Origin of the sequence: Dyella flava (assembly GCF_016904955.1) — a bacterium.
GTDB lineage: Bacteria > Pseudomonadota > Gammaproteobacteria > Xanthomonadales > Rhodanobacteraceae > Dyella_B > Dyella_B flava.
The window spans coordinates 87,764-113,319 of sequence record NZ_JADIKE010000039.1; the positions used below are offsets into that span (position 1 = coordinate 87,764).

A 25,556-nucleotide genomic window follows, 5' to 3' on the forward strand; every position below is an offset into this window, starting at 1 on the left:
GTGACGATGTCCAACCTTGTTTGCTCATGAACGACGAAGCGTCCATTCCTGACGATCAGCTGCTGCGTGACGATCCGCTGCCAACGCCGCCGGTCGAACCTGATCCGGGCGACTGCTGCGGCAGCGGCTGCGATCCATGCATCTTCGATTACTACGAAGAAGCTCGACAGCATTACCGCGAGTTGCTGGCCGCATGGCGTCAGCGTCACCCGGGCGTGGACCCGGGCTGCTGACGTCTTTTCCGAACGGGGGAAGGCGAAGAAATCAGCGTACGTCGTAAAGCGTTTTCACATCCTGCAGCAAGGCTGCCTGGCTGCTCGGACGTGCGTAGAACATGTGGCCGCCAGGATATTCCTTCACCTGCACCTGGGTCGGGTCGCCCATCGCCGGCATCTGGTCGACGATCAGCACCGAGGCCATGAACGGGCAGGAAAGATCATCCCAGCCGTGTGCGATCAGTACGCGCAGGCTCGGATCGTTGGCGACCGCCTCGCGCAGCTGATCCACTGAACCGCTGTTGGCGTCGTCATCCTCATGCCAGAGCTTGTTCACCTGATAGCTCAGCGCGTTATAGCGTCCGTCGTACTTCCAGCCCACCGTCTGGGTGACGAAGTTGACCATCGCGGTCGTCGTCGGCGCGATGATGCCGTTGAGGATCGGATCGCCACCCACCTGATGCGGCGCATACGGGAAAGGATCCCAGGCGGTGACATTGGAATCGTAGCGGCTGCCGAGCTTGCCCTCGGCGCGATACACCTCGCGCAGATAGGCCTGTGTTTCCAGGCGGCCGCCGGAGCGCTTCACGAACACCGGGTCGAGGCCGGTCAACTCGGTTACTTTCTGGATCATCGCATCCGTGGCAGCCGGGTCGGTGCGTCCCTTCATCAAGGTCGTTGCGTAGTCACCGCGCGTGTACGCGATGATCGGCGCCATGGCCTCTGGCGTCAGACGGTGTTCGCGTTCCAATTGGGCGGCGGCGATGGAGGGCAGGGTGAGCATCCATGGCAGCGGCGAGACGTTTTCATTGTCGGAAGCGGCAGCGTCGAGATAGGGCGACAACAACACCATGCCATTCATCGCGACACCGAGCTGCGTCTGCAGGTATTCGGTGACGCGCGGGCCGCGAAAGCCGCCATAGCTTTCACCGACCAGATATTTGCGCGACTCCATGCGGCCGTTCTTGACCAGCCAGTCGTAGATGATGCGCGAGAGATATTTGATGTCGTTGTCGGTGCTGTAGAACAGCGTCGTGGCCTTGTCTTCCGGCACCATCGCGCGGCTGTAGCCGGTACCGATGGGATCGATGAAGACCAGGTCGGTGAAGCCGATCCAGGTGCCGGGGTTGTCGTGCAACACGGCTGGATCGGAGGGATTGTCACCATCCACGCCGAAGTTCACCCGCTTCGGGCCGATGGCGCCAAAGTTGAGATACACCGAGGATGCGCCGGGTCCACCATTGAGTGCGAACGTCACCGGCCGGTTCTTGCCAGGCATGGTGTAGGCGGTAAAGACCACCTGGCCGGTGACATTGCCCTTTTCGTCGCGCACCGGGAGGGTCCCGACCGTCACGGTGTACTTCAGAGTGCGTCCATCGACCTCGACGGACTGGCTTACGTGCGCATCGGCAGGGAACGGTGGCAGGTGAAACCCATCTGCATCGGCGCCGTCCTGGGCAGTCGGTGTCTTGGCGTCGTCGCCGGCGAAAGCGGGAGAGTAGCTGGCGACGATCAGGGTGGCGAACAGGGCAGACTGCAGAATCTTGCGCACAACGGTTCCTCGGGACATACGAATCCCAAAGACTAACCAAGCACGGGGCCCATGCATTGTGCACAAAGGCATGGTTGCGGACTGCGTCGCAGCGGCCGCATCCGGGCGTTGAAGCGCTTGCTGCGCTGCATTAGATTTCGCGTTGTCTGTTGAAGGGGATTCCACGATGAAACGCTTGTTGGTCATTGGTGCCGCAGCACTGCTCAGTGCCTGCGGTGGTCAGGTTGTACATGCGCCCGCGCCCATCGGCGATTTGGTGAAGCCGGGGACGCCGCCGTGGCTGACGGTGACTGGTGGCGAGGACAAGCTCGAAGTGCGCGGGCTCGACCACAAGTTGTTGCTGGAGCCGGCGCCGGAGCTGGCGACAGCGGTGCAATCGCAGCTTGGTACCCAGGTGCTGCCCAGCTATTTCCAGGGTCTGGTCGTGACCTGTTCGTCGCTGGCTACGACGCTGCACGTGGACGAGAAGAAGGCGCCCGGCGAACTGCAGTTGGAAATGAGCCTGCACTGTGGCATCTGGGCGCGCGGCTTTGACGCCGATCACGACTACAAGGTGCACGTATCGACCGCCGTATCGGACGGCGCTAGCGACCAGGGGTACGCACAAGCGCTGCCGGTGCTGCTGGCCAATGGCGCCAACGACGTGGCGGCCCGGTTGCGCGGTGACTTGCAGAAGTTCGCCAATACCCCGCGCTAAGCCTCGGCGCTAAAACCTGAGCGAGGACACCCGGCAGCGGGTGTCCTTGCTGTCCGCTACACGTCGGGCAACATCGATCCTGCGATCCACGCTATCTTGTTAGCTGGACAGCAAGGGGAGACCGCCCGTGAACACAGCACCTGGACCCGGCGCCGCACCGCGCGCCGAACTCACCCTCCGCGGCCTGATCATAGGCTTCGTGATCACGCTCGTGTTCACGGCGGCCAACGTGTTCTTCGGCCTGAAGGCCGGCCTGACCTTCGCCACCTCGATTCCGGCGGCGGTGATCTCGATGGCCATCCTGCGCGCGATGAAGAACGCGACGATCCAGGAAAACAACATCGTGCAGACGGTCGCCTCAGCCGCCGGCACGCTCTCGTCGATCATCTTCGTGCTGCCGGGGCTGATCATCGTCGGCTGGTGGACCGGCTTTCCGTTCTGGGTCTCGTTTGGCATCTGTGCCGCCGGCGGCATCCTTGGCGTGATGTACACCATCCCGCTGCGCCGCGCACTGGTGACTGATTCCGATCTGCCGTATCCGGAAGGTGTGGCGTGCGCCGAAGTGCTGAAGGTGGGTTCGGGAGAGGCCTCCGGCGAAGCTTCGGCTTCGGCCTCGGTCGAGGGCGGCAGCAGCGGCCTGATGGCCGTGGTGGTCGGCTCGATCGTTTCGGCCGTGTTTTACCTGATCGTGGAAACCAAGATCTTCGCCAGCGATGTGGTGCAGTATTTCCGCATCGGCGATCGCGGTGCGGCCAGTGGTTACGATTTCAGCCTGTCCTTTGCGCTGTTTGCGGTTGGACATCTGGTCGGTTTGTGGGTCGGCATCGCCATGCTGTTCGGCGCGCTGATCGGCTGGGGCTGGGCGGTCCCGCATTTCACCTTGCTGCATCCGGCTGCAGGTGATGCAGCTGTTGTCGCGCAGGGCGCGTGGAGTCACTATGTGCGCTTCGTCGGCGCAGGCACCATCGGCGTGGCCGCGATCTGGACGCTGGCCAAGCTGGTCAAGCCGGTCGTCAGCGGTCTGGCCTCGGCGATGGCCGCTTCGCGCGTGCGCAAGTCCGGCAAGGGTGACACGCTGCCGCGTACCGAGCAGGACATGCCGATCGGCATCGTCGGTCTGATCGTGCTGATCTGCATGCTGCCCATCGCCTGGCTGCTGGGCCATTTCAGCGTCACCAGCGGCCTGGGTTCGCACACGACCTTGCTGGTGATTGGCGGTGTGTTGTTCGTACTCATCCTCAGCTTCCTGGTCTCGACCGTGTGCGGCTACATGGCCGGCTTGATCGGTTCGTCCAACAGTCCGCTCTCGGGCATCGGCATCCTGGTGGTGATCATCGCCGCCTTGCTGCTGGTGGCGGGCGTGAAATCCGATCTGCCGGCGGATTCCGGCAAGGCGCTGGTGGCCTTTGCGCTGTTCATCACTTCGGTGGTATTTGCGGTGGCAGCGATCGCCAACAACAACCTGCAGGATCTGAAAACCGGTCAGCTGGTGGATGCAACGCCGTGGCGCCAGCAGGCTGCGCTGGTGATCGGCGTGATCGCCGGCGCGATCGTCATCCCGCCGGTGCTGGATCTGCTCAACCACGCCTACGGCTTCCTCGGCGCGCCGGGCGTTGATCCGGCGCACGCGCTGCCCGCGCCGCAGGCAGGTCTGATTTCGGCGCTCGCGCAGGGCGTTATCCAGAACAATATTGATTGGAGCCTGATCGGCATCGGTGCGCTGATCGGTGCCGGCCTCATCGTGCTCGACGCAATACTGGGGGTTACCACCAAGTCCGTACGGCTGCCGCCGCTGGCGGTGGGCCTGGGCATCTACCTGCCGACCTCCACCACCTTGATGATCGTGGCCGGTGCCATCGTCGGCTGGTACTTCGACAAGCGTGCCGACCGCACGCCGAAGGCCGAGGCCACTAAGCAGCTCGGCGTCCTGCTCGCCTCCGGCCTGATCGTGGGTGAGAGCATCATCGGCGTGGTGGTGGCGGCCATTGTGGTGTTCTCCGGCAAATCCGCGCCGCTGGCACTGGTGGGTGACAGCTTCGAGAATGCATCGATCTGGATCGGCGGGATTGCCTTCGTACTGGTGACTTACCTGATGTATCGCTGGATTGCTCGTCTGGGCCAGCAGGCCTGAGCTATCGGCGGACGCCAAGCCCCTCTCCCGCGCGGAGAGGGGGTGTGAGTAGCGGGTACAATACGCGCACTGATTCCCACCGGATGCATCCGCCTTGACCATGGTCGGTATCCATGCATCCGCGCCCGATGCGGTGCTGGATGCGCTTTTTCTTCCTTTTTCGGACGGCTCGCTGCGCTTGCCCGCGAGTGGTGACGTGCTGTTCCTGCGCGCGCGCGACGGCTATCGTTTGCGTGAAATGGCGCAGTCCGGCTGGTTATGCGAGCAGAGCTTCAAGCCGTTTGCCGATGCATTGGCGCACAGCGGATTCTTGATCGGCGAGGCTGCGCCCAATGCACGCTTCAAGCTGGTGCTGGTGTTGCCGCCACGGCAGCGCGAAGAGGCGCGTGCCTTGTTCGCACGCGCAGCGCTGCATGCCGACGGCGGTGGCGTCGTGCTGGCATGCGTGCCGAACGCTGAGGGGGCCAAGTCTGCGCAGGCTGATCTGGCGGCCTTGCTGGGCACGATCAGTCATTGCTCCAAACACAAATGCCGTGTGTTCTGGGGGGAGTCACAGGAGGCCATACGGGATCGCAGCTTGCTGGAGGCGTGGTTGGCGCTGGATCAGCCGCAGGCGAATGCTGCCGGTTATTTCAGCCGGCCGGGTTTGTTCGCCTGGGATCGCGTGGATACCGCTTCCGAATTGCTTGCAGCCCATTTGCCGGATGATTTGCACGGGCACGTGGCCGACTTCGGCGCCGGCTACGGTTATCTCGCCACCCAGATCATCGCGCGTTGTCCGCACATCACCGCGCTCGACTTGTACGAAGCTGAGGCGCGTGCGCTGGAACCCGCACGACTCAATACCGAATACGCGATCGGCCAAAGCGGGCGCGAGCTGGCATTTGCCGTGCATTGGCACGATGTCACGGCGGGGATCGAGCGGCGTTATGACGTGATCGTCAGTAATCCGCCGTTCCACCAGGGCAGGGCGGATTTGCCTGATCTCGGCCGGGCTTTCATCGCACGGGCGGCCAATGCCTTGGTGCCGCAAGGACGGTTGTGGCTGGTGGCCAATCGCCATCTCCCTTACGAGGCGACACTGGCCACGCATTTCGAGCAGGTGCGCATGGTGGCCGTGGAACATGGTTTTAAAGTGATCGAAGCAAAGGGCGTGCGTGCATGAGGCTGGTCAGGCTGATCGCGAATCTCGGCTATGGCAGCCGCAAGGAAGTCGCATGGATGTTCCGCGAAGGGCGCATCACTGATCCGGAAGGTGAAGTGTTGTACGCCGATGACAAGGTGGAACACGCGCAGATCCGGATTGACGGCGAACCGCTGGATCCGCCCACCGGCCTGGTGCTGATGATGAACAAACCGCTGGGTGTGACCTGTTCGCGCAAGGATCCAGGGAGGGTGGTGTACGACTTGCTGCCGCCGCGCTACCGTGTGCGCAGTCCGGCGCTATCTACCGTGGGGCGGCTGGATCGTGATACGTCCGGCTTGCTGTTGTTTACGGATGACGGTGCCTTGCTGCACCGGATCATTTCGCCGCGCGCCAACATCAATAAGGTTTACGAGGCGACGCTGGCGCAGGATCTGCGTGGCGATGAGCAAGCCTTGTTTGCCAGCGGCAGCTTGATGCTGGAATCGGAAACCACGCCGTTGTTGCCGGCCGCGCTTGAGACGCTTGCGCCGCGGCACGCGCGTTTGCGCATTACAGAAGGCCGCTATCACCAGGTGCGCAGAATGTTTGCCGCGACCGGCAACCATGTCGACACGTTGCAGCGTTCCGCCATCGGCGGGCTTGCGTTGGATGGTTTGGCGCCGGGTGCGTGGCGTCAGCTAGAAGCAAGCGAGGTGGCGCGGATTTTCGACAGCGCTGAACCAGCCCGGGATTAGCGGGCTGGCGACATCTTCACGGCTGGGTCTCGTTCTGGCGGATACGTGCCAGTTCGTCTTCACGGCGTGATTGCGCGCTGGACGTCCAGGAGACCAGGTCGAATTCCGGGGTGTTACGTTTGCGACCGCGTGTCGCGTCCTGCGTGATTACTACTGAGAGCATCCCTGCTACCAGCTGCATTCCGCGCGAGAAGGCGGAACGAGCGAGAAGCATGTGCATATTGTTTACTCCATCGACTGCCCCTGCGCAGCCGCGAGCGCACTTTAGCAAGGATCGAACGTGAATGTATAGGTAATGTGAAGATCTTTACACTACCCGTGCCATCAGTCTTGCATTGGCGACAAGCCGCCCGAATATGCCCGCTCATGCCCTTGACATCCCTGCAATTTGATAACGCCTTCATCCGCGAACTGCCTGGCGATAGCGATCGCGGCCTTGGTGCTCGCCAAGTGCATGGCGCGATGTATTCACGGGTGGATCCCAGCCCGGTGGCCGCGCCGCGCGTGATTGCCTGGTCGCACGAAGTGGCATCCGCGCTCGGCCTGAGCGAAGCGGATATCGCCAATCCGCTTTTTGCTCAGGTATTCGGCGGCAACGGCATGATGAATGGCATGCAGCCATGGGCCTCCAATTACGGTGGTCATCAGTTCGGCGTGTGGGCCGGGCAACTCGGCGATGGGCGCGCGATTTCGCTCGGCGAAGTCATCAACGGGCAGGGGGAACGGCTGGAGCTGCAACTCAAGGGGGCGGGCGCGACACCGTATTCGCGTGGTGCGGATGGTCGCGCGGTACTGCGTTCCTCGATCCGCGAATTTCTGTGCAGCGAGGCGATGCATCACCTCGGTGTTCCCACGACGCGCGCGCTCAGCCTGGTGCTGACTGGCGATCTGGTCGAACGTGACATGTTCTACGACGGTCATCCTCAGGAGGAGCAGGGAGCGATCGTTTGCCGGGTGGCGCCTTCGTTCATTCGTTTCGGGCACTTCGAACTGCCCACTTCGCGCGGCGATGTCGATCTGTTGCGCCAGTTGGTCGACTTCACGATCCGGCGCGACTTTCCTGATCTCCATGGTCGTGATGAAACACGCTACAGCGACTGGTTTGCCGAAGTCTGCGTGCGCACCGCGCGGATGATGGCCCACTGGATGCGCGTGGGTTTCGTGCATGGCGTGATGAACACCGACAACATGTCGATACTCGGCCTCACCATCGACTACGGTCCGTATGGCTGGATCGATGATTTCGACCTGGACTGGACACCCAACACCACCGATGCCATGCGCCGTCGTTATCGTTTCGGACAGCAGCCGAACGTTGCCTGGTGGAATTTGAGCAGGCTGGCTTCGGCGCTGGCGCCATTGTTCGACGATGTGGCGCCTCTGCAGGCAGGCCTGGATCGTTACGCCAGCGAATATGCCGTGCAGGCGCGCAACCATATCGCGGCCAAGCTCGGCTTTGCGGCATGCCGCGATGATGACGTAAAGCGCATGGAGGCGTTGCAAGAGCTGATGCAGCGGGCGGAAGTGGACATGACCCTGTTCTTCCGCGCCTTGAGCGGTGTCGATCCGCAGTCGCCTGATCTCGCGCCGCTGGCCCACGCGTTTTACGACGAGGCGAAGCGCGAAGCGGCAACAGCGGATTTTCTCCGCTGGCTGGAGGATTACGCGGCGCGGCTGCGGGAAGATCCGTTATCGCCGGAACTGCGGCGTCAGCAGATGCATGCCGCCAACCCTTGCTACGTCTTGCGCAACTATCTGGCGCAGGAAGCGATCGACCGCGCGACCGAGGGCGATTACGAAGGCATTCATACGTTGCTTGAGGTGCTGCGGCATCCGTATGACGAACAGCCAGGTCGTGAGCATTACGCGCAGAAGCGGCCGGAATGGGCGAAATCCCGCGCGGGCTGTTCGATGCTTTCCTGTAGCTCCTGAGAGCGATGTGATCATTGGCATCGGGAGTCGCACGGACTCCCGATGCCCGGTTCCCGGCTATGGATTGCCGTTGTTTCCGTTGTTTCCATTATTTCCCTGCTGCGGACGCGGGCGAGGCGCCGGCTTGTTGCCATTGTTGCTAGGCGACTGAGGCCGATTGCCTCCCGGGGGCTGCGGGCGATTGCCGTTGCCGGGTGGCTGTGGCTGGTTGCCACCTGGTGGTTGCGGGCGATTGCCTCCACCGGGTGGTGGTTGAGGCCGGTTACCTCCCGGGGGCGGCGGACGATTGCCATTGCCCGGAGGCTGCGGGCGGTTACCACCTGGCGGCGGAGGCCGATTACCACCCGGCGGTTGCGGCCGGTTGCCTCCGGGCGGTCCCGGCGGCCTGGCGCCACCCGGTGGGCCGACGGGTGGGCGAGGCCGCATGGGCGGCCGTCCAGGTGGCCGGATCGGAATGGGCCGTCCATACCAGCGGGCGCGATCGCGATAGAAAGGCCGGTTCAAGTAATAGTCCGCCCAATACGTGCCGATGACGAACGAGACGATCGGGATGCCGATCTGCGACCCGTAATCGGCCACGTAGACGGGCTGATTGTTGTACATGTAAGCAATGTAGGTGCCGGCCACCCAACCGCGATTGGGGCCGGCAATGACATCGCACCATTGCCATCCCGTTGTGCAGCCTTGAACCGAAACCCACGAGTTGACCGGCACAACCTGCACGATCGGATATTGCGAATCCGGTCCGGCGCGCATGTTGACGTTGGTGATGACGTAGCCGTCCGCAGCAAAGGCCGCTGCGGGAACCATCATCATCAGGGCGGCCGCGACCGACCAGAGCATTCGTTTCATCGGGCAATCCTCCAGCAGCATTCAGGCGGTGGACGTACGACGTTAATGCGTGGGCATCATGACCCAATTTCTGCGCGCATGCATGGCCAGACGACAGCTAGCGGCTCAGGCCTTCAGCGGGGGCTGTGGGAGCCAGAGAACGCTTAATGCACGTCCAGCAGTTCGATGTCGAAGACCAATGCGCTGTCCGGCGGAATGTCGTTACCGGCGCCGTTGTGGCCATAACCCATGCTGGACGGGATGATGACCTCGCGTTTGCCGCCCACGCGCATGCCTCTGACAGCACTTTCCATGCCGTCAATGACTTCTTCCGCGCCTACCCTGAAGCTGAGCGGCTGGCCGTTGTCGTAGGAACTGTCGAACTTCGCGCCGTGGTGGTCCGGCGCCTTGGCGTCGTAGAGCCAGCCGGTGTAGTTAATCGCTACGGTGGCGTCGTCGCGAGCGGAGGCGCCCGTACCCACCTTCAGGTCGGTGACCTTGAACGCTGCGACATCGTCGGCGTGTACCGGACGCAGGCCGAATGCCCCCAGGGCAAGCAGGGCAGTGGCAGCAAAAGCGCGCGGACGGTACATGGAAACTCCGAAAAGGGGTGAAGCGCGGCACGTTAGCCGATTGCCGCGGGCGGCGCAGCAGTTTGCATTACCGCTTCGATGTGGTATCTCTACGACCCATGATCATCGCCTCCCACCGCTATTACTTTTGGTTTTATGGCTATCCGAAGCCGGCGGCGGAGCATGGTGCGCGATCGTAACTAGCAAGATCACCCACTTTCCAGAAAAAGCCGCCAGCCCACCTGGCGGCTTTTTTGTTGGCTGCCGGGCACGAGACAAAAGGAGCCCCCATGACCAGCCTGACCGATGATTTACGTATTTGCGCCATCAAGGAACTAGCCACCCCCGCCGAAGTGATGCTTGATTGCCAGCCCAGCGCCCAGGCATTCGATACCGTCGTCAACGCCCGCCGCGGCTTGCATCGCATCCTTGCGGGCGAGGACGACCGCCTTGCCGTAGTGATCGGACCCTGTTCGATTCATGACCCTGCCGCCGCGCTGGAATACGCCGGACGGCTGGCCGCCGAGCGTCAGCGCCATGCCGATACGCTGGAAATTGTGATGCGCGTGTATTTCGAAAAACCGCGCACCACGGTGGGATGGAAGGGGCTGATCAACGATCCGGACCTGGATGAGAGCTTTCACATCGACAAAGGCCTGCGCCTCGCACGCCGCCTGCTATGCGACATCAATGCGCTTGGCCTGCCGGCCGGTTGCGAGTTTCTGGACCTGATCACGCCGCAATACATCGCCGATCTGGTGGCCTGGGGCGCGATTGGCGCGCGTACCACCGAAAGCCAGTCGCATCGTGAACTTGCTTCCGGACTTTCCTGTCCAGTCGGTTTCAAGAACGGCACGGACGGCAATATCAAGATCGCTGCCGATGCGGTATTGGCTGCTGCCCGCCCACATCATTTCGTGTCGGTCACCAAGAGCGGACGTGCCGCGGTGGTGGCCACGCAGGGCAACGAGGATTGCCACGTGATTCTGCGTGGGGGCAAATTGCCCAACTACGACGCCGCCAACGTCGCGGCCGCTTGCGCTGCGCTGGCCAAGGCGGGCCTGACCGAACGCCTGATGATCGATGCCAGCCATGCGAACAGTGGCAAACAGCCGGAGAACCAGCCGCGAGTAATCGCCGACGTCGCCGCGCAATTGGAGGCGGGCGAATCACGTATTCAAGGCGTCATGGTGGAAAGCCATCTGCTCGCTGGCCGCCAGGATCTCGTTCCCGGCGGCGAGCTGATCTATGGACAGAGCATCACCGACGGCTGCATCGGCTGGGGTACGACGGTGCAGGTGCTCGAGCGGCTGGCGAAGGCAGTGCGTGTGCGCCGTGAGCGGCAAGCGGAGGCGCGTGCTGCCTAAGGTGTTTTTCTTGCTTCGTTGCCCCCAGGACAAATTTTGCTTCATTGTCTCCCGGCTTTTGCCAGAATGACGGTGAAGCCCGTGAGGTGCTTTCAAGGGTATGTAGATAACCGCCCTCCCGAGAGGGGAGTTATTGAGCGTGTCGTTCTATGCTTAAGCCTTCAACGACTTGCCGGAACGCAACATGAGTTACGACATCCACCACTTTGTCATGGCACATCGCTTTGAAACCATCGTGGACGGCTTCACCTGTGAGCTTGAATACACCCTGCAGGCTGGCGTGATGACGATCACGCACACCGAAGTGCCATCCGACGTCGGTGGTCGCGGCATTGCGGCTGAATTGGTTCGCGCTGCCTTCGAAGCCGCACGCAGCAAAGGCTGGAAAGTCATCCCGGCGTGCAGCTATGCGCAGGTCTGGCTCGAACGGCATCCGGAATATGCGGCGCTGCATGCGTGAATCGCCCGGCATGCCTGAGCAAGAGGAGATGCCATGAGCACGTCGGCTGAAGGCAAGCCCGCAGCAAGGGTCGTACGACGCTGGGCGCCGATACGCTTCGTTCGTGCCAGACCGTGGTTGAGCGTTTCCACCGTGGTTTTTGTAACCGCATGCGTGGTGCTATCGCTGGCCGGTATAAAGCCAGCTTCGGTATTGTTGTTGAGTTTCGACCTCGGCGCGCTGCTGTACTTGAGCATGCTGGCAAGGATGTTTACCCGCGCGAGCGCGGAACATATGGCTCGTCAGGCGCACGCCCAGGACACCGGGCGGCGCGGTACGCTCTGCATCGCGGTAGCGGTTTCCGCTGTCGTATTGGTGGCGTTGTCGACCGAACTGCACGCGGCCAAGAATGGGGGCGCTAGCACGATGGGCGTGGCCGCGGTCAGCATCGTCTTGTCATGGTTGTTCATGAATACCATGTACGCCTTGCATTACGCCCACGGTTATTACGGCGATGTGGGCAAGCAGCACGAAGGGTTGGAATTTCCCGGTACCAAGCAGCCGGATTATTGGGATTTTGTCTATTTTGCCTTCGTGATCGGCATGTGTTTTCAGGTATCTGATGTGCAAATCACCAGCCATATTTTGCGCCGTACGGCGTTGCTGCATAGCGTGGTGGCGTTCTTCTTCAACGTATTCATCATTGCCTTGAGCGTGAACATCGCCGCGGGGCTGGCCTAGCCAGCGCGATCGCATGGGCCGGGTTACCCCGGATCAAGTCCGGGGTGCGCATTCACGCGCGACCCAGGGGAATCAATCGCGGAAATTGTCGAACTGCAGCGGAAGCTCCACTTCGGCCTTGCGCAAGACGGCGATCGCCAGCTGCAGATCGTCGCGCTTCTTGCCGGTCACGCGTAGTTTGTCGCCGTTGATCTGCGCTTCGACCTTCAGCTTGGCTTCCTTCAGCGTGGCGATCAGCTTCTTGGCAATGGGCTGTTCGATGCCTTGCTTCACGGTGATCTTCTGGCGTGCGCCGCCGAGGTTCACTTCCGGATCGGCGATGTCCAGGGCGCGCAGGTCGATCTTTCGGGCGGCAAGGCGGCCGCGCAGGATGTCCAGCATCTGTTGCAACTGGAAGTCGCTGGGAGCGCTCTGCGTAATGACCTGTTTGTCCAGTTCGTACTTGGCATTCGTGCCCTTGAAGTCGAAACGGGTGGAGAGCTCGCGGTTGGCCTGGTCGACGGCATTGGTCAGCTCGTGCTTGTCGACTTCGGAAATTACATCAAACGAGGGCATCGGGAAGGTCCTTGACAGGGTAGGCGCCAAGTTTACGCCATGGCTTTTAGCGCCTGTCTACGATTTCGCAGCACGCGCTACGTAGAGATCCTGGGCAGGCTCTTGGATAATGTCCAGATGTGCAGCTCGGCAGCCGAGATGGTGATCGCGTGAAAGTGGATGTCCTGGTCATCGGTGCCGGTGCCGCCGGCTTGATGTGCGCGATCACGGCTGGCCAACGCGGGCGGCGGGTGCTGGTGCTGGATCATGCCAACAAGCCCGGCAAAAAGATCCTGATGTCCGGCGGCGGACGCTGCAATTTCACCAATCTGGGTGTGACGCCGGCGCAGTACCTTTCGGCCAATCCGCACTTCGCCAAATCCGCGTTGGCGCGTTATACCCCGGTCGATTTCATCGAGCTGGTCGAGAAGCATCGCATTGCCTATCACGAGAAAGAACTGGGGCAGCTGTTTTGCGATGAATCCTCCAAGCTGATCGTGCGCATGCTGCTGGATGAATGCATGGCGGCAGGCACGCGCATCGAAACCAGTTGTGCCGTCAGCCGAGCCCGGAAGACGGAGGAGGGCTTCAGCGTGCTCACGGCCAAAGGTGAGGTGCATGCCCAGTCGCTGGTTGTTGCCAGTGGTGGCTTGTCGATTCCAAGCATGGGTGCGACCGGCTTCGGCTATGAGCTGACACGCCAGTTCGGGCACAACATATTGGCGACACGTGCGGGTCTGGTGCCGCTTACGTTGAGCGGCAAGCATCAGGAGCATTACCAGGATCTGGCTGGCGTTGCCTTGCCCATGGCGGAAGCGCGAGTGGGCAAGCGTGGTTTTCGCGCGGGTTTGCTATTTACCCATCGCGGCATCAGCGGGCCGTCGATTTTGCAGATTTCTTCTTACTGGCAGCCGGGTGATGACCTGCGCATTGATATGTCGCCCGAGCAGGATATAAGCGAATGGTTGGTCGCCCAACGCGTAGCACGTCCCGCTGCCGAATTGCGCAATGTGCTCGGTGACTTGCTGCCGAAGCGGCTTGCGCAGCGATTATGCGAGTTATGGCTGCACAGCAAACCGATGCGTCAGTATCACGAAACCGAACTGCGCGCTCTCGGTACACAGCTGCATGACTGGCCGATCGTCGCCAGCGGCACCGAGGGTTATCGCACGGCGGAAGTCACCCTCGGCGGTGTGGACACGGATGGTCTTTCATCCAGCACGATGCAATCGAAGCTCGTGCCCGGGCTGTATTTTATCGGAGAGGTGGTTGACGTGACCGGCTGGCTGGGCGGTTACAACTTCCAGTGGGCGTGGGCATCAGGCCGTGCTGCAGGCGAAGTGGCCTAGTGCATGGGCAATTTTGCAATCGCTGAACATCAATCGTGATGAACTAAGGGCTCGCCACCGGAGATTCACCATGAAAGTTGGCTTTATCGGACTCGGTGCCATGGGCAGTGCCATGGCCAGCAACCTGATCGCTGCAGGGCACACCGTTACGGTCTGGAATAGGTCTGAAGCCGCGGCGGAAAAGCTCGCTTCGCTGGGTGCGAAGACCGTGCGCACGCCGGATCGTGCTGCGCAAGGCGATGTGTTGCACAGCATGCTGGCGAATGACCAGGCGGTGCGCGAGGTATTCCTCGACGGCGCGCTGCTGGATGCGATGGATCCGGGCACCGTGCATGTCAATCACGCGACCATTTCTGTGGGCTTGGCCAGGCACCTGGCGGAAGAGCATGCCAAGCGCGGGCTCGACTATGTCGCCGCCCCAGTGTTCGGCCGGCCGGACGTGGCCGCTGCCGGCAAGCTCAATATGCTGGTGGCTGGCCAGTCCGCTGCGATTGAAAAAGCCAAACCGCTGCTGGATCTGATGGCCGGCAAGCTGTGGCCCATGGGCGAGTTGCCCGAGCGTGCCAACGTCGTGAAGCTGGCCGGCAATTTCATGATCGTTACCGCGATCGAGAGCCTGGCTGAAGCGTCCACATTGGTACGCGCCTACGATGTAAACGCGACTGATTTTATCGAGCTGATGACCAGTACCTTGTTCGCCTCACCGGTTTATCAAGGTTATGGCAAGGCGATCGCGGAGCAGCGCTTCACGCCGCCGGGTTTTTCGCTGCCGCTTGGCTTGAAGGATGTGATGCTGGCGCAAGAAGCCGGTTTCGCCCAACAGGTGCCGATGCCTTTGGCGGGTGTGCTGCGCGACAGCCTGCTGGAAGGGCTGGCTGATGGCGCAGAGGGGATGGACGTGGCTGCGTTGGCGCGTGTCTCCGCGCGCCGCGCGAATCTGGATCGTCGCAGCAAGGGTTAGCGGGGTGTTGATGGGCGTTGCGCCAACCAGCGATCCAACTGGTTGGCAAACGCCTGCTTGTCGCGCGCGTGCAATGCAGAAGGGCCACCCGTATCCACACCTGCTCCGCGTAACTCTTCCATGAAGTTACGCATGGTCAGGCGCTGCTGGATGGTTTCCGGGGTATAGAGTTCGCCACGCGGGTGGATGGCAAGCGCCCCTTTGCTGATCACTGTAGCTGCGAGCGGAATGTCCTGAGTCACTACCAGGTCACCCGCAGTAACCATGCGTGCGATTTCGTTATCAGCAACATCGAAGCCGCCCGGCACCTGGATGCTGCGGATATACGGCGAAGAGGGGACGCGTAGCGCGTGATTCGCTACCAGGGTTACAGCGATCTGCGCGCGCTGTGCCGCGCGGAACAGAATTTCCTTGATGGCGACCGGGCATGCATCGGCATCCACCCAGATGCGTGGAGCATCGCTCACGCGCTGTTCCAGTGCAGGGTGCCATCAATCACAGTATTGGTATGCCCGCCAATCCAGATGCTGCCGTCCACCATGCGGGCAATCAGCAGCGCATCGTGACCCATCTCGCGTCCTTGACTGACCGAGTAGCCGCGCGCAAGCGCGCCGTCCGGTTCGGCATGCAAAACGTAGGCGGCGATCAGACCGTTGGCGGCACCGGACGCGGGATCTTCGACGATGCCGACGCCGGACGGGAATGCGCGTACCACCAGTTGATAATCTGGATGGTTGCTGCGTGCGAACGCGCACAGACCCATGCTGCCGCTGGCGACGGCCAATGCACCGATGGCACTGTGATCGGGTTTCCAGGCGCGGAGGCTGGCTTCATCCTCGCATTCGGCCAGCCACCAGCGGCGTCCGCCGTCGACCAGGGCGGGGGGCAGCTTGCCGAGACCGATGCTGTCCAGGGTCGAGGCAAGCAGGGGATGGGCGTGCAGGCCGGTTTTCACTACGCGTGCCTCGGGCGACTGCAGCAGGAGTCTGCGCTGTGGACCGCTGCCTTCCACACGTATGGGCAGCACGCCGGCACCGCATTCCTGCCACAGCACATCGTCCTTGGGTATCGCCAAGCCACACTCCAATACTGCGTGGGCGCTGCCGACGCTAGGGTGGCCGGCAAAGGCGATTTCCTTCTGCGGCGTAAAAATCCGAACCTTGTAACTGGCCTTGGGATCGCTGGGCGGCAGCAGGAAGGTGGTTTCCACCAGATCGGTCCAGCGGGCATAGCGCTGCATCTGCGCCTCGCTCCAGCCGGTGGCGTCCGTGACCACGCCAAGGTGATTGCCGCCACCCGGGCTTGCGGCGAAAACATCCAGGTGCATGTAACGAATCGGTTTCATACGGCGAAGGAAGGCATGGCTTGAGCCGGGCATTTTAGCCGTCGACAAGCGAGCCCGTGAACGTCAAGATGGCGAAATTCCAAAACATTGTCAGATTCGTCATATGCCGATTACGCTGCTCATCATCCTTGCCGCCACTTGCATAGTGTCGTTCATGGCGTTTAACAACCGCCGCCTGATCGACGACTTGATCCTGTGGCCGCCTGCGATCGAGCGAAAGAAGGAGTATTACCGGCTGGTCACTTACGGGCTGATCCATGCCGACGGCATGCACCTGCTGTTCAACATGCTGACCTTGTATTTCTTTGGCCGCACGATGGAAGGGTTTTACAGCCTGACTCTGGGAACATTCGGCTTCGGCCTGTTCTATCTGGGAGGGCTGATCGTTTCGATTCTGCCCACGTATCTGAAGAATCGCCGCAATTCCAACTATCACAGCCTGGGCGCTTCCGGCGCGGTGTCGGCCGTGTTGTTCGGTTATGTGCTGCTTGCGCCGTGGACACGCATCCTGGTGTTCTTCATTCCGATGCCGGCGATTATTTATGCCGTGCTTTACGTGGGTTATTCGATTTACATGGACCAGCGAGGACAGGGCAACGTCAATCACAGCGCACATCTGTGGGGCGCGGCCTATGGCGCGGTCTTTACGGTGCTGGTGGATCCAGCCGTTTTGCCTCATTTTCTTGGGTCTTTATCGCAACCGGGGATGTGATTTCCGGCACTTGCTCACGCCGGGTACATCGTGATGATGTCAGGGTCTGATTACCGATCACCGCTGGAGAAGGCACGCATGGCAATGACCCGCAAGTCTGCCGCGAAGAAGTCCGCGGCTCGCAAGGCACCCAAAGGCGCGAGCAAGAAGAAAGTGGCTAAAAAGTCTGCTGCTACGCGCAAAAAGGCCGTAAAGAAAGCGGCAGGAAAGGAAGTGGCTAAAAGCGCCGTACGCAAGACGGCGAAGAAGGTTGTTGCCAGGAAAGCGGCGAGCAAGAAGGCCGTAAAAAAGGCCGTCAAGAAGGCGGTAAAGAACGCCGCCGTACCGAAGGCATTACCGATGCTCGGCAAGCGGAGTCCCGCAAAGAAAGCGTCTACCAGCAAGACGGTGGGCGGCAAGCCGGTTGTCGCGAAGAAAACTGCCAAAAAGGCTCCCAAGAAGGCTCCCAAGAGCCCGCCCGTAGCCGCGGTTGCAGCGGCAGCGCCATTGACTGCCACGGGCTCGGCGAGCGCGCCGAAAAAGCTTGCGCCGAAAAAAGCTGCGCCCAGAAAAGCGCCTGCAGAAAAACCCGTTGCGTTGAAGCCCCCGCACCCTGCTGAAGCCAGCGCGACGTCACCAGTGCCGCATATCAGCCCCGAAGAGGCTGTCGCGCATATCCAGGCGTTGCTGAAGGCCAAGCAGGAACGTGTAAAACAAGGTCCCGCTTGGCCCGGTGCCACCTCGGCACCGAATGCCGACAACGGTCATTCGAATAACCACAACGGTAATCATTCCAATGACCCCGCGCACAATCACACGGCGCATGCGCGTGGCGATCAAAACAAGAACGGCAAAAGCTGATCGAAGTTGCCGTAGCGGTTTGTTATCCCTGTACAGGCCGGCTGCCTTCAAAGCACGCCGGCCTTGTCTTTTTCTGCTCAGGACGCATTTAGCGACAGAGGACTAATTTAGTTTGCGTGGATTGCATGGAGCCCCGGCCATGAAACACTCGATCAAACGCCTGCTTGCCGGCTTAACGCTGGCAACACTGATGGCTCTCCTTTCCGGTTGTTATATCGCCCCCGGCTACAGTTATGTGCAGGGCAACGGCGCGGTGGGGGACGCCTACTACGGCACCGGTGTGGTTTACGGTGGTTACCCCTACTATCCTTATTACGGATATTACGGGTACCCCTATGGCTATTGGGGAGGTTACTGGGGCGGCTATTACGGTTGCTGCTACGGCGGGTATGGGCGCGGACGCTACTACGGTCGTGGTGGTTGGGGTGGCGGTCATGGCGGATACCACGGCGGATACCATGGCGGCGGCTCGGGCGGTGGCCACTCGGGCGGCCACTGAGCCAACGGGCTGAGCACGAATAAAGGCGCTTACGTCAGAATGCGGGGATGAACCGATCCCGCATTCTTATTCCCGGTGTGAGACTCATTTCCTGCATGCTGGTGGCAGCCGTGCTGAGTGCCTGCGCTGATCTGCGCTATTACACACACGTCACGCATGGCGAAAGCGCGTTGCTGCTGCAACGGCGCTCGGTAAAGAAGGTGATTGCCGATCCAGCTACCGATCCGAAGCTTGCCGCGCGTTTGGGGCTGTCACAGCAGGCGCGGCAGTTTGCTTCCCAGCAGCTGGATCTGCCGCGCAACCGCAGCTACACCTACTATGTCGAACTGCATCGACCCTACGTCGTGTGGAATGTCTTTGCCACGCCCCGCTTCTCGGTTGATGCCGTTCTGCAGTGCTTTCCAATTGCTGGCTGTGTGGCCTATCGAGGGTGGTTTGACGAGAAAAAGGCCGTGGACAGCGCCAAAAAGCTGCGGGCCAAGGGTGACGATGTCTATGTGGGCGGTGTTCCCGCTTATTCCACCCTTGGTTGGTTTGCCGATCCCATCCTTAGCAGCATGATGCGTTGGGACGATGACGATCTCGTCGGTACCATTTTCCACGAACTCGCTCATCAGCTGATCTATGTGAAAGGCGATACGGCCTTCAACGAAAGCTATGCGATGTTTGTGCAAAACCAGGGTTTGAAGCAATGGCACCGTTCACGTGGTGAACCTGAGGGAGATGATCGCGATCAGGTCATGGATGATGGTTTCACGCAACTGGTGCTTGATTTGCGCGATCGCTTGAAAATGCTCTATGGGCGCGGCGAGAACGATGCCGCGATGGCCGCAGGCAAGGAACGCGAGATCGCGGATTTTCGCGCGCGCTATGCAGCCTGGCGTGACAAGAACTGGCCGAACGACCATCGTTACGATGCGTGGGTGGCAGCACCGATCAACAATGCCACCTTGCTGCCTTTCGGCCTGTACGACCAATGGGAGCCGGCTTTTGCCGTGCTGTTCAAACAGGCCAATGGGCAATGGCCGGATTTCTATGACCGGGTACGTGCTCTGGCGAAAGAGCCAAAGGCCGAACGGGAACAGAGCTTGCGCGATTTGCTGAAATCCTCAGCAAACGCGTCGTAGATTGGGTCTTGCGGTGTAATCCGGTAGCCAGTGGAGAAGAAGAGACGTGGCGGAGGCGCGAGTTCGACCGCCTGCGATTAACTCTGCGATCTTGTTCGCTCGTTACTTGCCCTTGTGCCAACTGCTTTGGATTTCCCATGCCCGAACATGCTATGCGTGCATCGCCTATGGCGAAACTTTGTGCTGCGCCATGTAGCGCAGATAAGCGAGCAGGGCGCTCAGATCGGCATCGGAAAGCGACGCCTGCGTCGGAAAGCCAAACATTTTCCCTTCCGGCCAACGCCGCAATGATTGTGGGTTACGGATAAAAGCCCGCAACATGTCGTCGCTCAGATACTCGGTGGGACTGTGGGGGATGTTCAAATCCGGACCCATCTGCGCGTCGCCTTCGCCATTGAGCGTATGGCAGGTAAAACAGGTGCGCTGGAATACCGTGTAACCATAACGAATGGGGCTGCTGACGGGCAGCGAAGCAGCAGGTGCCGTAGCGGGAAAGCGAGTGGCGGCATCTTGTGTACGTTGAATACGCACGATCTGGTAGGGCCATTGCTCGACGCTGATGTTGGCGTCAGCGGGATGGGTCCACACCAGATAGAAGGGGCCGGCGTCACCTTTGTTGCCGGGAAGCGCCGGCCACGGCTGCCTGGAGTCTTCGATAGCGAGCCACGCTTCGGCGCCAGCCTGATTGAGGATCGCATCGGCGGGTATATCAACGGAGAAACCATCGCTTGACACAAACTGCAGGCGGTCGCTGTGTTTCAGCTCGGGCAGCAGGGCGCGCAAGGGGATGGCGCGATACTGCATGCTGCGGCGGAATGCCACATCCGAAGGAATGCTTATATTTTTTACATCCGGCCGCGCCAGCAACTGGGCCGCAGTCCAGCGATGTAAGCCAAGGTTCGTATCAATACTTAGATCGGTGGCGTGCAAGGGCAGCATAAAACACAAAGCTAACAAGCTTAGAAAGCGGCGCAACATGCTAATGTCCTTGTAGCGACAAATACTTAGAGTCGATGCAGATAAAATTGCTGGCGGTTAGGGGCGGTTAGTTATCGAAAAGCTGAACCAAATGAAGGTTAGCCTTGAACTTCATTCGCAGCGCCCACACTAATTGTCTGAATCGCCGTGAGGCGACCACCGGATGGCACTGAGCATCGTGACATCCAGGGGTCGGTTCCTATTTTACCCTCCCCCCGGAACGCGACCTAACAAACCCCGGCAGTTATTCCCCTGGCTGCCGGGGTTTTATCTTTTCATAGCGATCACTTCGGCAGGATAATTGGTGTGTGCTGCGCTGGCGCGTGGCGATTCCGTGCTTCGGCATGTCCTCCCCACCGACATGGAACGGATCCATGATCGTCAGTTCGCTGCTCGATACCGACCTCTACAAATTCTCGATGATGCAGGTGGTACTGCATCAATACCCTGCCGCTCATGTTGAGTACCGCTTCAAGTGCCGCAACCCCGGCGTGAATCTGGTGCCCTACATCGATGAGATTCGCGAAGAACTGCATGCCCTGTGCAGCCTGCGCTTTACCGAGGCAGAGCTGGAATATCTGCGAAGCTGGCGTTTCATCAAGAGCGACTTCGTCGACTTTCTGGCGTTGTTCCAGCTCAACGCCAAATACGTGGAGATCACGCCTTCGCCGCTGACGAAGGGTGAGATCGAGATCCGCATCTGCGGACCGTGGTTGCACACCATTCTTTTCGAAGTGCCGTTGCTCGCGATCGTCAACGAAGTCTATTTCCGCAACACCCATCCGAATCTGGATCTCACGGAAGGGCGCCGGCGTCTGCGTGAGAAGGTTGCGCTGCTACGCGATACGTCCGGTTATGCCGACTGCCGCATCGCCGACTACGGTACCCGCCGCCGCTTCTCGCGCGAGTGGCATCGGGAAGTGGTGACCAGCCTGCACGAAGGGCTGGGCCCGCAGCTGGCCGGTACCAGCAATGTCTGGCTGGCGCGGCAACTGGGTCTGCGCCCGTTGGGCACGCTCGCTCACGAATACCTCCAGGCACATCAGGCACTGGGGCCGCGCCTGCGTGATTCGCAGGTCGCTGCGCTGGAGGCCTGGGCCAAGGAATACCGCGGGGACCTGGGCATTGCCCTCTCGGATGTCTATGGCCTTACTGCTTTCCTGCGTGACTTCGACATGTACTTCTGCAAGCTGTTCGACGGTACGCGGCATGATTCAGGCGATCCGTTTGCCTGGGGTGAGCGGGTGCTGGCGCATTACCACGCCAATCGCGTCGACCCGCGCAGCAAGGTGCTGGTATTCAGCGATGGCCTGGATATTCCCAAGGTGATGCAACTGTACGAACACTTCCATGGGCGTTGCCAGCTTGCCTTCGGCGTGGGTACCAACCTCACGAATGATGTGGGGCCGGTGCCGCTCAACATCGTGATCAAGATGGTTCGCTGCAACGGTCAGCCGGTGGCCAAACTCAGCGACTCGCCGGGCAAGAACATGTGCGAGGACGATGCCTACATTGCTTACCTGCGGCAGGTATTCGATATTCCGGTACTGGTCGAGACCGAATCCGTGGCGTGATTCATGCCTCCACGAATAAAAAAGCCCGCACGGCGATGCGGGCTTTTTATTGCGAAGAAGTGCCGATCAGAACGCCGGCAACACGGCACCGTGATATTTCTGTTCGATAAACGCCTTCACTTCCGGACTGGTCAGTGCCTGCGCCAGCTTCTGCACGCGCGGGTCGTTCTGGTTATCCGGGCGGCCGACCAGGTAATTTACGTAAGGTGAATTCTTGTCCTCGATCAGCAGTGCATCCTTGGTCGGATTAAGCCCTGCGGCCAACGCATAGTTGGTGTTGATCAGCGCCAGATCCACCTCATCCAGCGTGCGCGGCAGCATCGCCGCTTCCAGTTCCTTGAACTTCAGGTTCTTCGGATTGGCGATGATGTCCTTGGTGGTCGCCAGTTCGTTGTTCGGATCCTTCAGGGTGATCAGGCCGTTCTTGGCAAGCAGGATCAGGGCGCGGCTGTTGTTGCTCGGGTCGTTCGGAATGGCGACCGTGGCGCCATCGGGCAGCTGATCGATGGATTTGATCTTGTGCGAGTAGGCCCCGAAGGGTTCGATGTGCACGCCGGTGATGATCACCAGGTTGGTGCCGCGCTCGCGGTTATACGCGTCCAGATAAGGCTTGGTCTGGAAGTAGTTCACATCGATGTCCTTTTCGGCCACTTGCGCATTGGGCTGCACGTAGTCGGCAAACACCTTGATGTCCAGGTTCACCCCTTCCTTGGCCAGGATCGGCTTGACCTCTTTGAGGATCTCCGCGTGCGGCACCGCCGTGGCGGCCACGGTGAGCGTCTGGGCGTTCGAGTCGCCAGAACCGGAGGATGAGCAGCCAGCCAGGATCAGCGTGGCGGCGAGCAGGGCCATCAGCTTTTTCATAGGATTTTCGTCCTTGTGCGGCGCATCAGAATAGCCGTCCATACGGCCGAATGCAAAGCACTCGCGGCTCGGCACCTAGTCAAGTCATTGAAAAATTGAATAAATATCCAGGAAGGGTCAGCTGCGGCTGTAATGCGCCACAATCCGGTCTCCCAGCATCTGCAGCAGTTGCACCAGCACGATCAGCAACAGCACCGTCACCACCATGTAATCGGACTTGTAGCTCAGGTAGCCGTAACGGTAGGCCAGGTCGCCCAGTCCGCCTGCGCCAATGGCGCCGCCCATGGCCGTATAGCCGACCAGTGCAATCGCCGTGACGGTAACCCCCGCCCAGAGGCTGGCGCGCGCCTCTGGCAGCAGCACGTGGCGGACGATCTGCCAGGTGGTGGCGCCCATGGCTTGTGAAGCTTCGATCACACCGCGTTCCACTTCGCGCAGGGCGGTTTCGACCAGGCGCGCAAAGAACGGCGCCGCGCCTATGACCAGCGGCGGTATCGCGCCGCGTACGCCCAGTTTGGTGCCCACCAGCACATAGGTGAGCGGCATTACCACGATCATCAGGATGATGAAAGGGATCGAGCGCAGCACATTCACCACCAGGGACAGCACGCCGTAGAGTTTCGGCATTGCGTGCAACTGGCCCTTGCCGGTGAGGTACAGCAATACACCCAGCGGCAAGCCGATCACGACCGTGAGCAGCAATGAACCGCTCAGCATCAACAAGGTATCAATGCAGGCCTGACCGAGTTCGCCCCAATCGTCGATATTGGGGAACAGGTTTTGCAGCAGGGGAAGGCTGGCGGCGATCATCGTGCAAGCTCCTCGATTTCGATGCCTGCATCGCGTAGCGCTTGCAGTGCTTTGTCCACATTGTCCCCTTGCATGGCCAGCGTGAGCTGGCCGTAGGGAAGATCCTTGATGCGATCGATGCGTCCGGCAAGGATGTTGAAATCCACCCCTGTTTCGCGCGTGACACGCCCTAGCGTGGGCGACCAGGTGGCTGCGCCGCGGAAGGACAGCCGCATGATGCGTCCGGGCACATGCTGGTAAGGCACGTGCTCACCCGCGGCTTCCTCCGGCAATGCCTCGTTGACGAAGCGGCGCGTGGTGGCGTGTTGTGGATGCAGGAATACGTCGGCGACGGCGCCGTGTTCCACGATGCGGCCCGCGTCCAGCACCGCTACCCGATCGCAAACCCGGCGCACTACATCCATCTCATGAGTGATCAGCACGATGGTGAGTTTCAGCTCGCGGTTGATCTCGGCCAGCAGTTCCAGCACGGAGGCGGTGGTTTGCGGATCCAGCGCACTGGTGGCTTCATCGCAAAGCAGGATGGAAGGCTGATTGGCCAGCGCGCGTGCAATACCGACGCGTTGTTTCTGACCGCCAGAGAGCTGTGACGGGAATTTGTTGGCGTGGTCGGCAAGGCCCACCCGTTGCAGCAATTCCTCTACGCGCTGTCGAATCGCTGTCGAATCCTTGCCGCCAGCAATGCGCATTGGAAAGGCAATGTTTTCGGCCACGGTCTGCGACGAGAGCAGGTTGAAGTGCTGGAAGATCATGCCGATTCGTTGCCGCGCAGCACGCAAGGCGGGATCGGGCAGGGCGGTGATGTCCGTGTCCTCGATCAGGATGCGTCCGCCGCTGGGGCGTTCCAGCAGATTGATCAGACGGATAAGCGTCGACTTGCCAGCCCCGGAATGCCCGATGATGCCGAACACTTCGCCGTCGGCGATCTCGAGGTTGAACGGCTCGAGCGCGGGGATATCCCTGCCGGCAACGCGGTAGGACTTGTGGACATCGACAAATCGGATCACGGCCAAGCCTGAAAAGGGATCGGAACCGGCATTCTATGCCACCGGGCGTCATGAGAGCTGGAGTAGACTTCCATATCGATATGACCGGAGCGACCACCATGACCACTGTCTACGACTTCAACGCGCGTGACATCGACGGCCACGACCAGTCGCTGGCCTCCTGGCGCGGCAAGACCATGTTGATCGTCAACGTCGCCTCCAAATGCGGGTTCACTCCGCAGTACAAGGGGCTGGAAGAGTTGTGGCGCAGCCAGCGGGACAAGGGGCTGGTAGTGCTGGGTTTCCCTTGTGACCAGTTCGGCCATCAGGAGCCGGGCGACGAGGCCGAGATCAAGAATTTCTGCTCTACCAGCTACGACGTGACCTTTCCGATGTTCGCCAAGATCGACGTGAACGGCGATAACACGCATCCGCTGTATCAGTGGATGAAGAAGCAGGCTAAGGGTTTGCTGGGCAGCGAGTCGATCAAGTGGAACTTCACCAAGTTCCTGATTGATGCCGATGGCAATATGGTGAAGCGTTACGCGCCCAACGATACGCCGGAGAAGATCGGGAAGGATTTGCAGAAACGAGCGTGATTCGTCGTGCCTGCTGGTTC

28 protein-coding genes are annotated in these 25,556 nt (G+C 60.7%); 17 read left to right on the forward strand and 11 right to left on the reverse strand.

Going from position 1 to position 25,556, the window contains the following annotated elements:
• Positions 1-26: 26 nt before the first annotated feature.
• On the forward strand, positions 27-233 hold the full coding sequence (locus tag ISP19_RS18815; RefSeq protein ID WP_204683955.1) for an oxidoreductase-like domain-containing protein: 207 nt from the start codon (positions 27-29) through the stop codon (positions 231-233).
• Between the two features lie 31 nt (positions 234-264).
• Here ISP19_RS18815 and ISP19_RS18820 read toward each other — a convergent pair whose 3' ends face one another.
• Positions 265-1,767, reverse strand: a complete 1,503-nt coding sequence (locus tag ISP19_RS18820; RefSeq protein ID WP_284384955.1) for a S10 family peptidase — start codon at positions 1,765-1,767, stop codon at positions 265-267.
• A 166-nt stretch (positions 1,768-1,933) separates the two neighbouring features.
• Here ISP19_RS18820 and ISP19_RS18825 point away from each other — a divergent pair, with 166 nt between their 5' ends.
• The 4 genes from ISP19_RS18825 (at position 1,934) to ISP19_RS18840 (ending at position 6,476) form a co-directional block, all read left to right on the forward strand.
• A complete protein-coding gene (locus tag ISP19_RS18825) occupies positions 1,934-2,464 on the forward strand; it encodes a hypothetical protein (protein ID WP_204683957.1) in 531 nt (176 codons plus the stop codon).
• A gap of 127 nt (positions 2,465-2,591) precedes the next feature.
• Entirely contained in the window at positions 2,592-4,595 is a 2,004-nt protein-coding gene (locus tag ISP19_RS18830) for an OPT family oligopeptide transporter (protein ID WP_204683958.1), read from the forward strand.
• A gap of 100 nt (positions 4,596-4,695) precedes the next feature.
• Positions 4,696-5,760: a class I SAM-dependent methyltransferase gene (locus ISP19_RS18835; protein ID WP_204684382.1), complete on the forward strand. Its 1,065-nt coding sequence runs from the start codon at positions 4,696-4,698 to the stop codon at positions 5,758-5,760.
• Positions 5,757-6,476: a pseudouridine synthase gene (locus tag ISP19_RS18840; RefSeq protein WP_204683959.1), complete on the forward strand. Its 720-nt coding sequence runs from the start codon at positions 5,757-5,759 to the stop codon at positions 6,474-6,476. The genes ISP19_RS18835 and ISP19_RS18840 overlap by 4 nt, the downstream gene beginning before the upstream one ends.
• Before the next feature lie 16 nt (positions 6,477-6,492).
• Here the strand turns inward: ISP19_RS18840 and ISP19_RS18845 are convergent, their stop codons facing one another.
• Positions 6,493-6,639, reverse strand: coding sequence for a hypothetical protein (locus ISP19_RS18845; protein WP_204683960.1), 147 nt, complete (start codon positions 6,637-6,639; stop codon positions 6,493-6,495).
• 209 nt (positions 6,640-6,848) lie between these two features.
• On the opposite strand from ISP19_RS18845, the gene ISP19_RS18850 reads away from it, so the two are divergent.
• A complete protein-coding gene (locus ISP19_RS18850) occupies positions 6,849-8,408 on the forward strand; it encodes a protein adenylyltransferase SelO (protein ID WP_425489219.1) in 1,560 nt (519 codons plus the stop codon).
• A 57-nt stretch (positions 8,409-8,465) separates the two neighbouring features.
• On the opposite strand, the gene ISP19_RS18855 is transcribed toward ISP19_RS18850, so the two are convergent.
• Together ISP19_RS18855 and ISP19_RS18860 are read right to left on the reverse strand one after the other, a co-directional pair.
• Complete coding sequence (locus ISP19_RS18855) at positions 8,466-9,260, reverse strand: SH3 domain-containing protein (RefSeq protein WP_204683962.1); 795 nt, start codon at positions 9,258-9,260, stop codon at positions 8,466-8,468.
• Positions 9,261-9,403: 143 nt separating this feature from the next.
• Positions 9,404-9,832, reverse strand: a complete 429-nt coding sequence (locus ISP19_RS18860) for an FKBP-type peptidyl-prolyl cis-trans isomerase (protein WP_204683963.1) — start codon at positions 9,830-9,832, stop codon at positions 9,404-9,406.
• A 269-nt stretch (positions 9,833-10,101) separates the two neighbouring features.
• On the opposite strand from ISP19_RS18860, the gene ISP19_RS18865 reads away from it, so the two are divergent.
• The 3 genes from ISP19_RS18865 (at position 10,102) to ISP19_RS18875 (ending at position 12,358) form a co-directional block, all read left to right on the forward strand.
• Positions 10,102-11,178 carry a 3-deoxy-7-phosphoheptulonate synthase gene (locus ISP19_RS18865; protein ID WP_204683964.1) on the forward strand — a complete coding sequence of 359 codons (1,077 nt, stop codon included), beginning with the start codon at positions 10,102-10,104 and terminating at the stop codon, positions 11,176-11,178.
• A 184-nt stretch (positions 11,179-11,362) separates the two neighbouring features.
• Positions 11,363-11,638, forward strand: coding sequence for a GNAT family N-acetyltransferase (locus tag ISP19_RS18870; protein ID WP_204683965.1), 276 nt, complete (start codon positions 11,363-11,365; stop codon positions 11,636-11,638).
• 33 nt (positions 11,639-11,671) lie between these two features.
• On the forward strand, positions 11,672-12,358 hold the full coding sequence (locus ISP19_RS18875) for a DUF1345 domain-containing protein (RefSeq protein WP_204683966.1): 687 nt from the start codon (positions 11,672-11,674) through the stop codon (positions 12,356-12,358).
• A gap of 72 nt (positions 12,359-12,430) precedes the next feature.
• On the opposite strand, the gene ISP19_RS18880 is transcribed toward ISP19_RS18875, so the two are convergent.
• Positions 12,431-12,913 carry a YajQ family cyclic di-GMP-binding protein gene (locus ISP19_RS18880; protein WP_204683967.1) on the reverse strand — a complete coding sequence of 161 codons (483 nt, stop codon included), beginning with the start codon at positions 12,911-12,913 and terminating at the stop codon, positions 12,431-12,433.
• Between the two features lie 149 nt (positions 12,914-13,062).
• Here ISP19_RS18880 and ISP19_RS18885 point away from each other — a divergent pair, with 149 nt between their 5' ends.
• Both ISP19_RS18885 and ISP19_RS18890 read left to right on the forward strand, forming a co-directional pair.
• The gene (locus ISP19_RS18885) at positions 13,063-14,241 is read left to right on the forward strand and encodes a BaiN/RdsA family NAD(P)/FAD-dependent oxidoreductase (protein ID WP_204683968.1); all 1,179 of its coding nucleotides are present in this window, start codon (positions 13,063-13,065) and stop codon (positions 14,239-14,241) included.
• A 28-nt stretch (positions 14,242-14,269) separates the two neighbouring features.
• Positions 14,270-15,202, forward strand: coding sequence for an NAD(P)-dependent oxidoreductase (locus ISP19_RS18890; RefSeq protein ID WP_284385075.1), 933 nt, complete (start codon positions 14,270-14,272; stop codon positions 15,200-15,202).
• On the opposite strand, the gene ISP19_RS18895 is transcribed toward ISP19_RS18890, so the two are convergent.
• Positions 15,199-15,669 carry a YaiI/YqxD family protein gene (locus ISP19_RS18895; protein WP_204683970.1) on the reverse strand — a complete coding sequence of 157 codons (471 nt, stop codon included), beginning with the start codon at positions 15,667-15,669 and terminating at the stop codon, positions 15,199-15,201. The two genes, ISP19_RS18890 and ISP19_RS18895, sit on opposite strands and share 4 nt — an antisense overlap.
• Entirely contained in the window at positions 15,666-16,547 is an 882-nt protein-coding gene (locus ISP19_RS18900; RefSeq protein WP_204683971.1) for a PhzF family phenazine biosynthesis protein, read from the reverse strand. Before ISP19_RS18900 ends, ISP19_RS18895 begins: the two co-directional genes overlap by 4 nt.
• A gap of 103 nt (positions 16,548-16,650) precedes the next feature.
• Between ISP19_RS18900 and ISP19_RS18905 the strand changes: the two genes are divergently transcribed.
• The 4 genes from ISP19_RS18905 (at position 16,651) to ISP19_RS18920 (ending at position 19,725) form a co-directional block, all read left to right on the forward strand.
• Positions 16,651-17,259 (forward strand): rhomboid family intramembrane serine protease, encoded by a 609-nt coding sequence (locus tag ISP19_RS18905; RefSeq protein WP_204683972.1) that lies wholly within the window; start codon positions 16,651-16,653, stop codon positions 17,257-17,259.
• A gap of 78 nt (positions 17,260-17,337) precedes the next feature.
• Positions 17,338-18,099 (forward strand): hypothetical protein, encoded by a 762-nt coding sequence (locus ISP19_RS18910; protein ID WP_204683973.1) that lies wholly within the window; start codon positions 17,338-17,340, stop codon positions 18,097-18,099.
• 190 nt (positions 18,100-18,289) lie between these two features.
• Positions 18,290-18,598, forward strand: coding sequence for a hypothetical protein (locus ISP19_RS18915; protein ID WP_204683974.1), 309 nt, complete (start codon positions 18,290-18,292; stop codon positions 18,596-18,598).
• Between the two features lie 47 nt (positions 18,599-18,645).
• Complete coding sequence (locus tag ISP19_RS18920) at positions 18,646-19,725, forward strand: aminopeptidase (protein ID WP_239556943.1); 1,080 nt, start codon at positions 18,646-18,648, stop codon at positions 19,723-19,725.
• Positions 19,726-19,890: 165 nt separating this feature from the next.
• On the opposite strand, the gene ISP19_RS18925 is transcribed toward ISP19_RS18920, so the two are convergent.
• The gene (locus ISP19_RS18925; protein ID WP_239556944.1) at positions 19,891-20,664 is read right to left on the reverse strand and encodes a cytochrome c; all 774 of its coding nucleotides are present in this window, start codon (positions 20,662-20,664) and stop codon (positions 19,891-19,893) included.
• 383 nt (positions 20,665-21,047) lie between these two features.
• On the opposite strand from ISP19_RS18925, the gene pncB reads away from it, so the two are divergent.
• The gene (gene pncB / locus ISP19_RS18930) at positions 21,048-22,277 is read left to right on the forward strand and encodes a nicotinate phosphoribosyltransferase (protein ID WP_275577158.1); all 1,230 of its coding nucleotides are present in this window, start codon (positions 21,048-21,050) and stop codon (positions 22,275-22,277) included.
• Between the two features lie 66 nt (positions 22,278-22,343).
• Here pncB and ISP19_RS18935 read toward each other — a convergent pair whose 3' ends face one another.
• From ISP19_RS18935 to ISP19_RS18945, 3 genes are all read right to left on the reverse strand, one after another.
• The gene (locus ISP19_RS18935) at positions 22,344-23,141 is read right to left on the reverse strand and encodes a MetQ/NlpA family ABC transporter substrate-binding protein (RefSeq protein WP_204683977.1); all 798 of its coding nucleotides are present in this window, start codon (positions 23,139-23,141) and stop codon (positions 22,344-22,346) included.
• Between the two features lie 117 nt (positions 23,142-23,258).
• Positions 23,259-23,951, reverse strand: coding sequence for a methionine ABC transporter permease (locus ISP19_RS18940; RefSeq protein ID WP_204683978.1), 693 nt, complete (start codon positions 23,949-23,951; stop codon positions 23,259-23,261).
• Positions 23,948-24,958 (reverse strand): methionine ABC transporter ATP-binding protein, encoded by a 1,011-nt coding sequence (locus ISP19_RS18945; RefSeq protein ID WP_204683979.1) that lies wholly within the window; start codon positions 24,956-24,958, stop codon positions 23,948-23,950. Before ISP19_RS18945 ends, ISP19_RS18940 begins: the two co-directional genes overlap by 4 nt.
• 98 nt (positions 24,959-25,056) lie before the next feature.
• Here ISP19_RS18945 and ISP19_RS18950 point away from each other — a divergent pair, with 98 nt between their 5' ends.
• Positions 25,057-25,536, forward strand: coding sequence for a glutathione peroxidase (locus ISP19_RS18950; RefSeq protein ID WP_204683980.1), 480 nt, complete (start codon positions 25,057-25,059; stop codon positions 25,534-25,536).
• Positions 25,537-25,556: the final 20 nt, after the last annotated feature.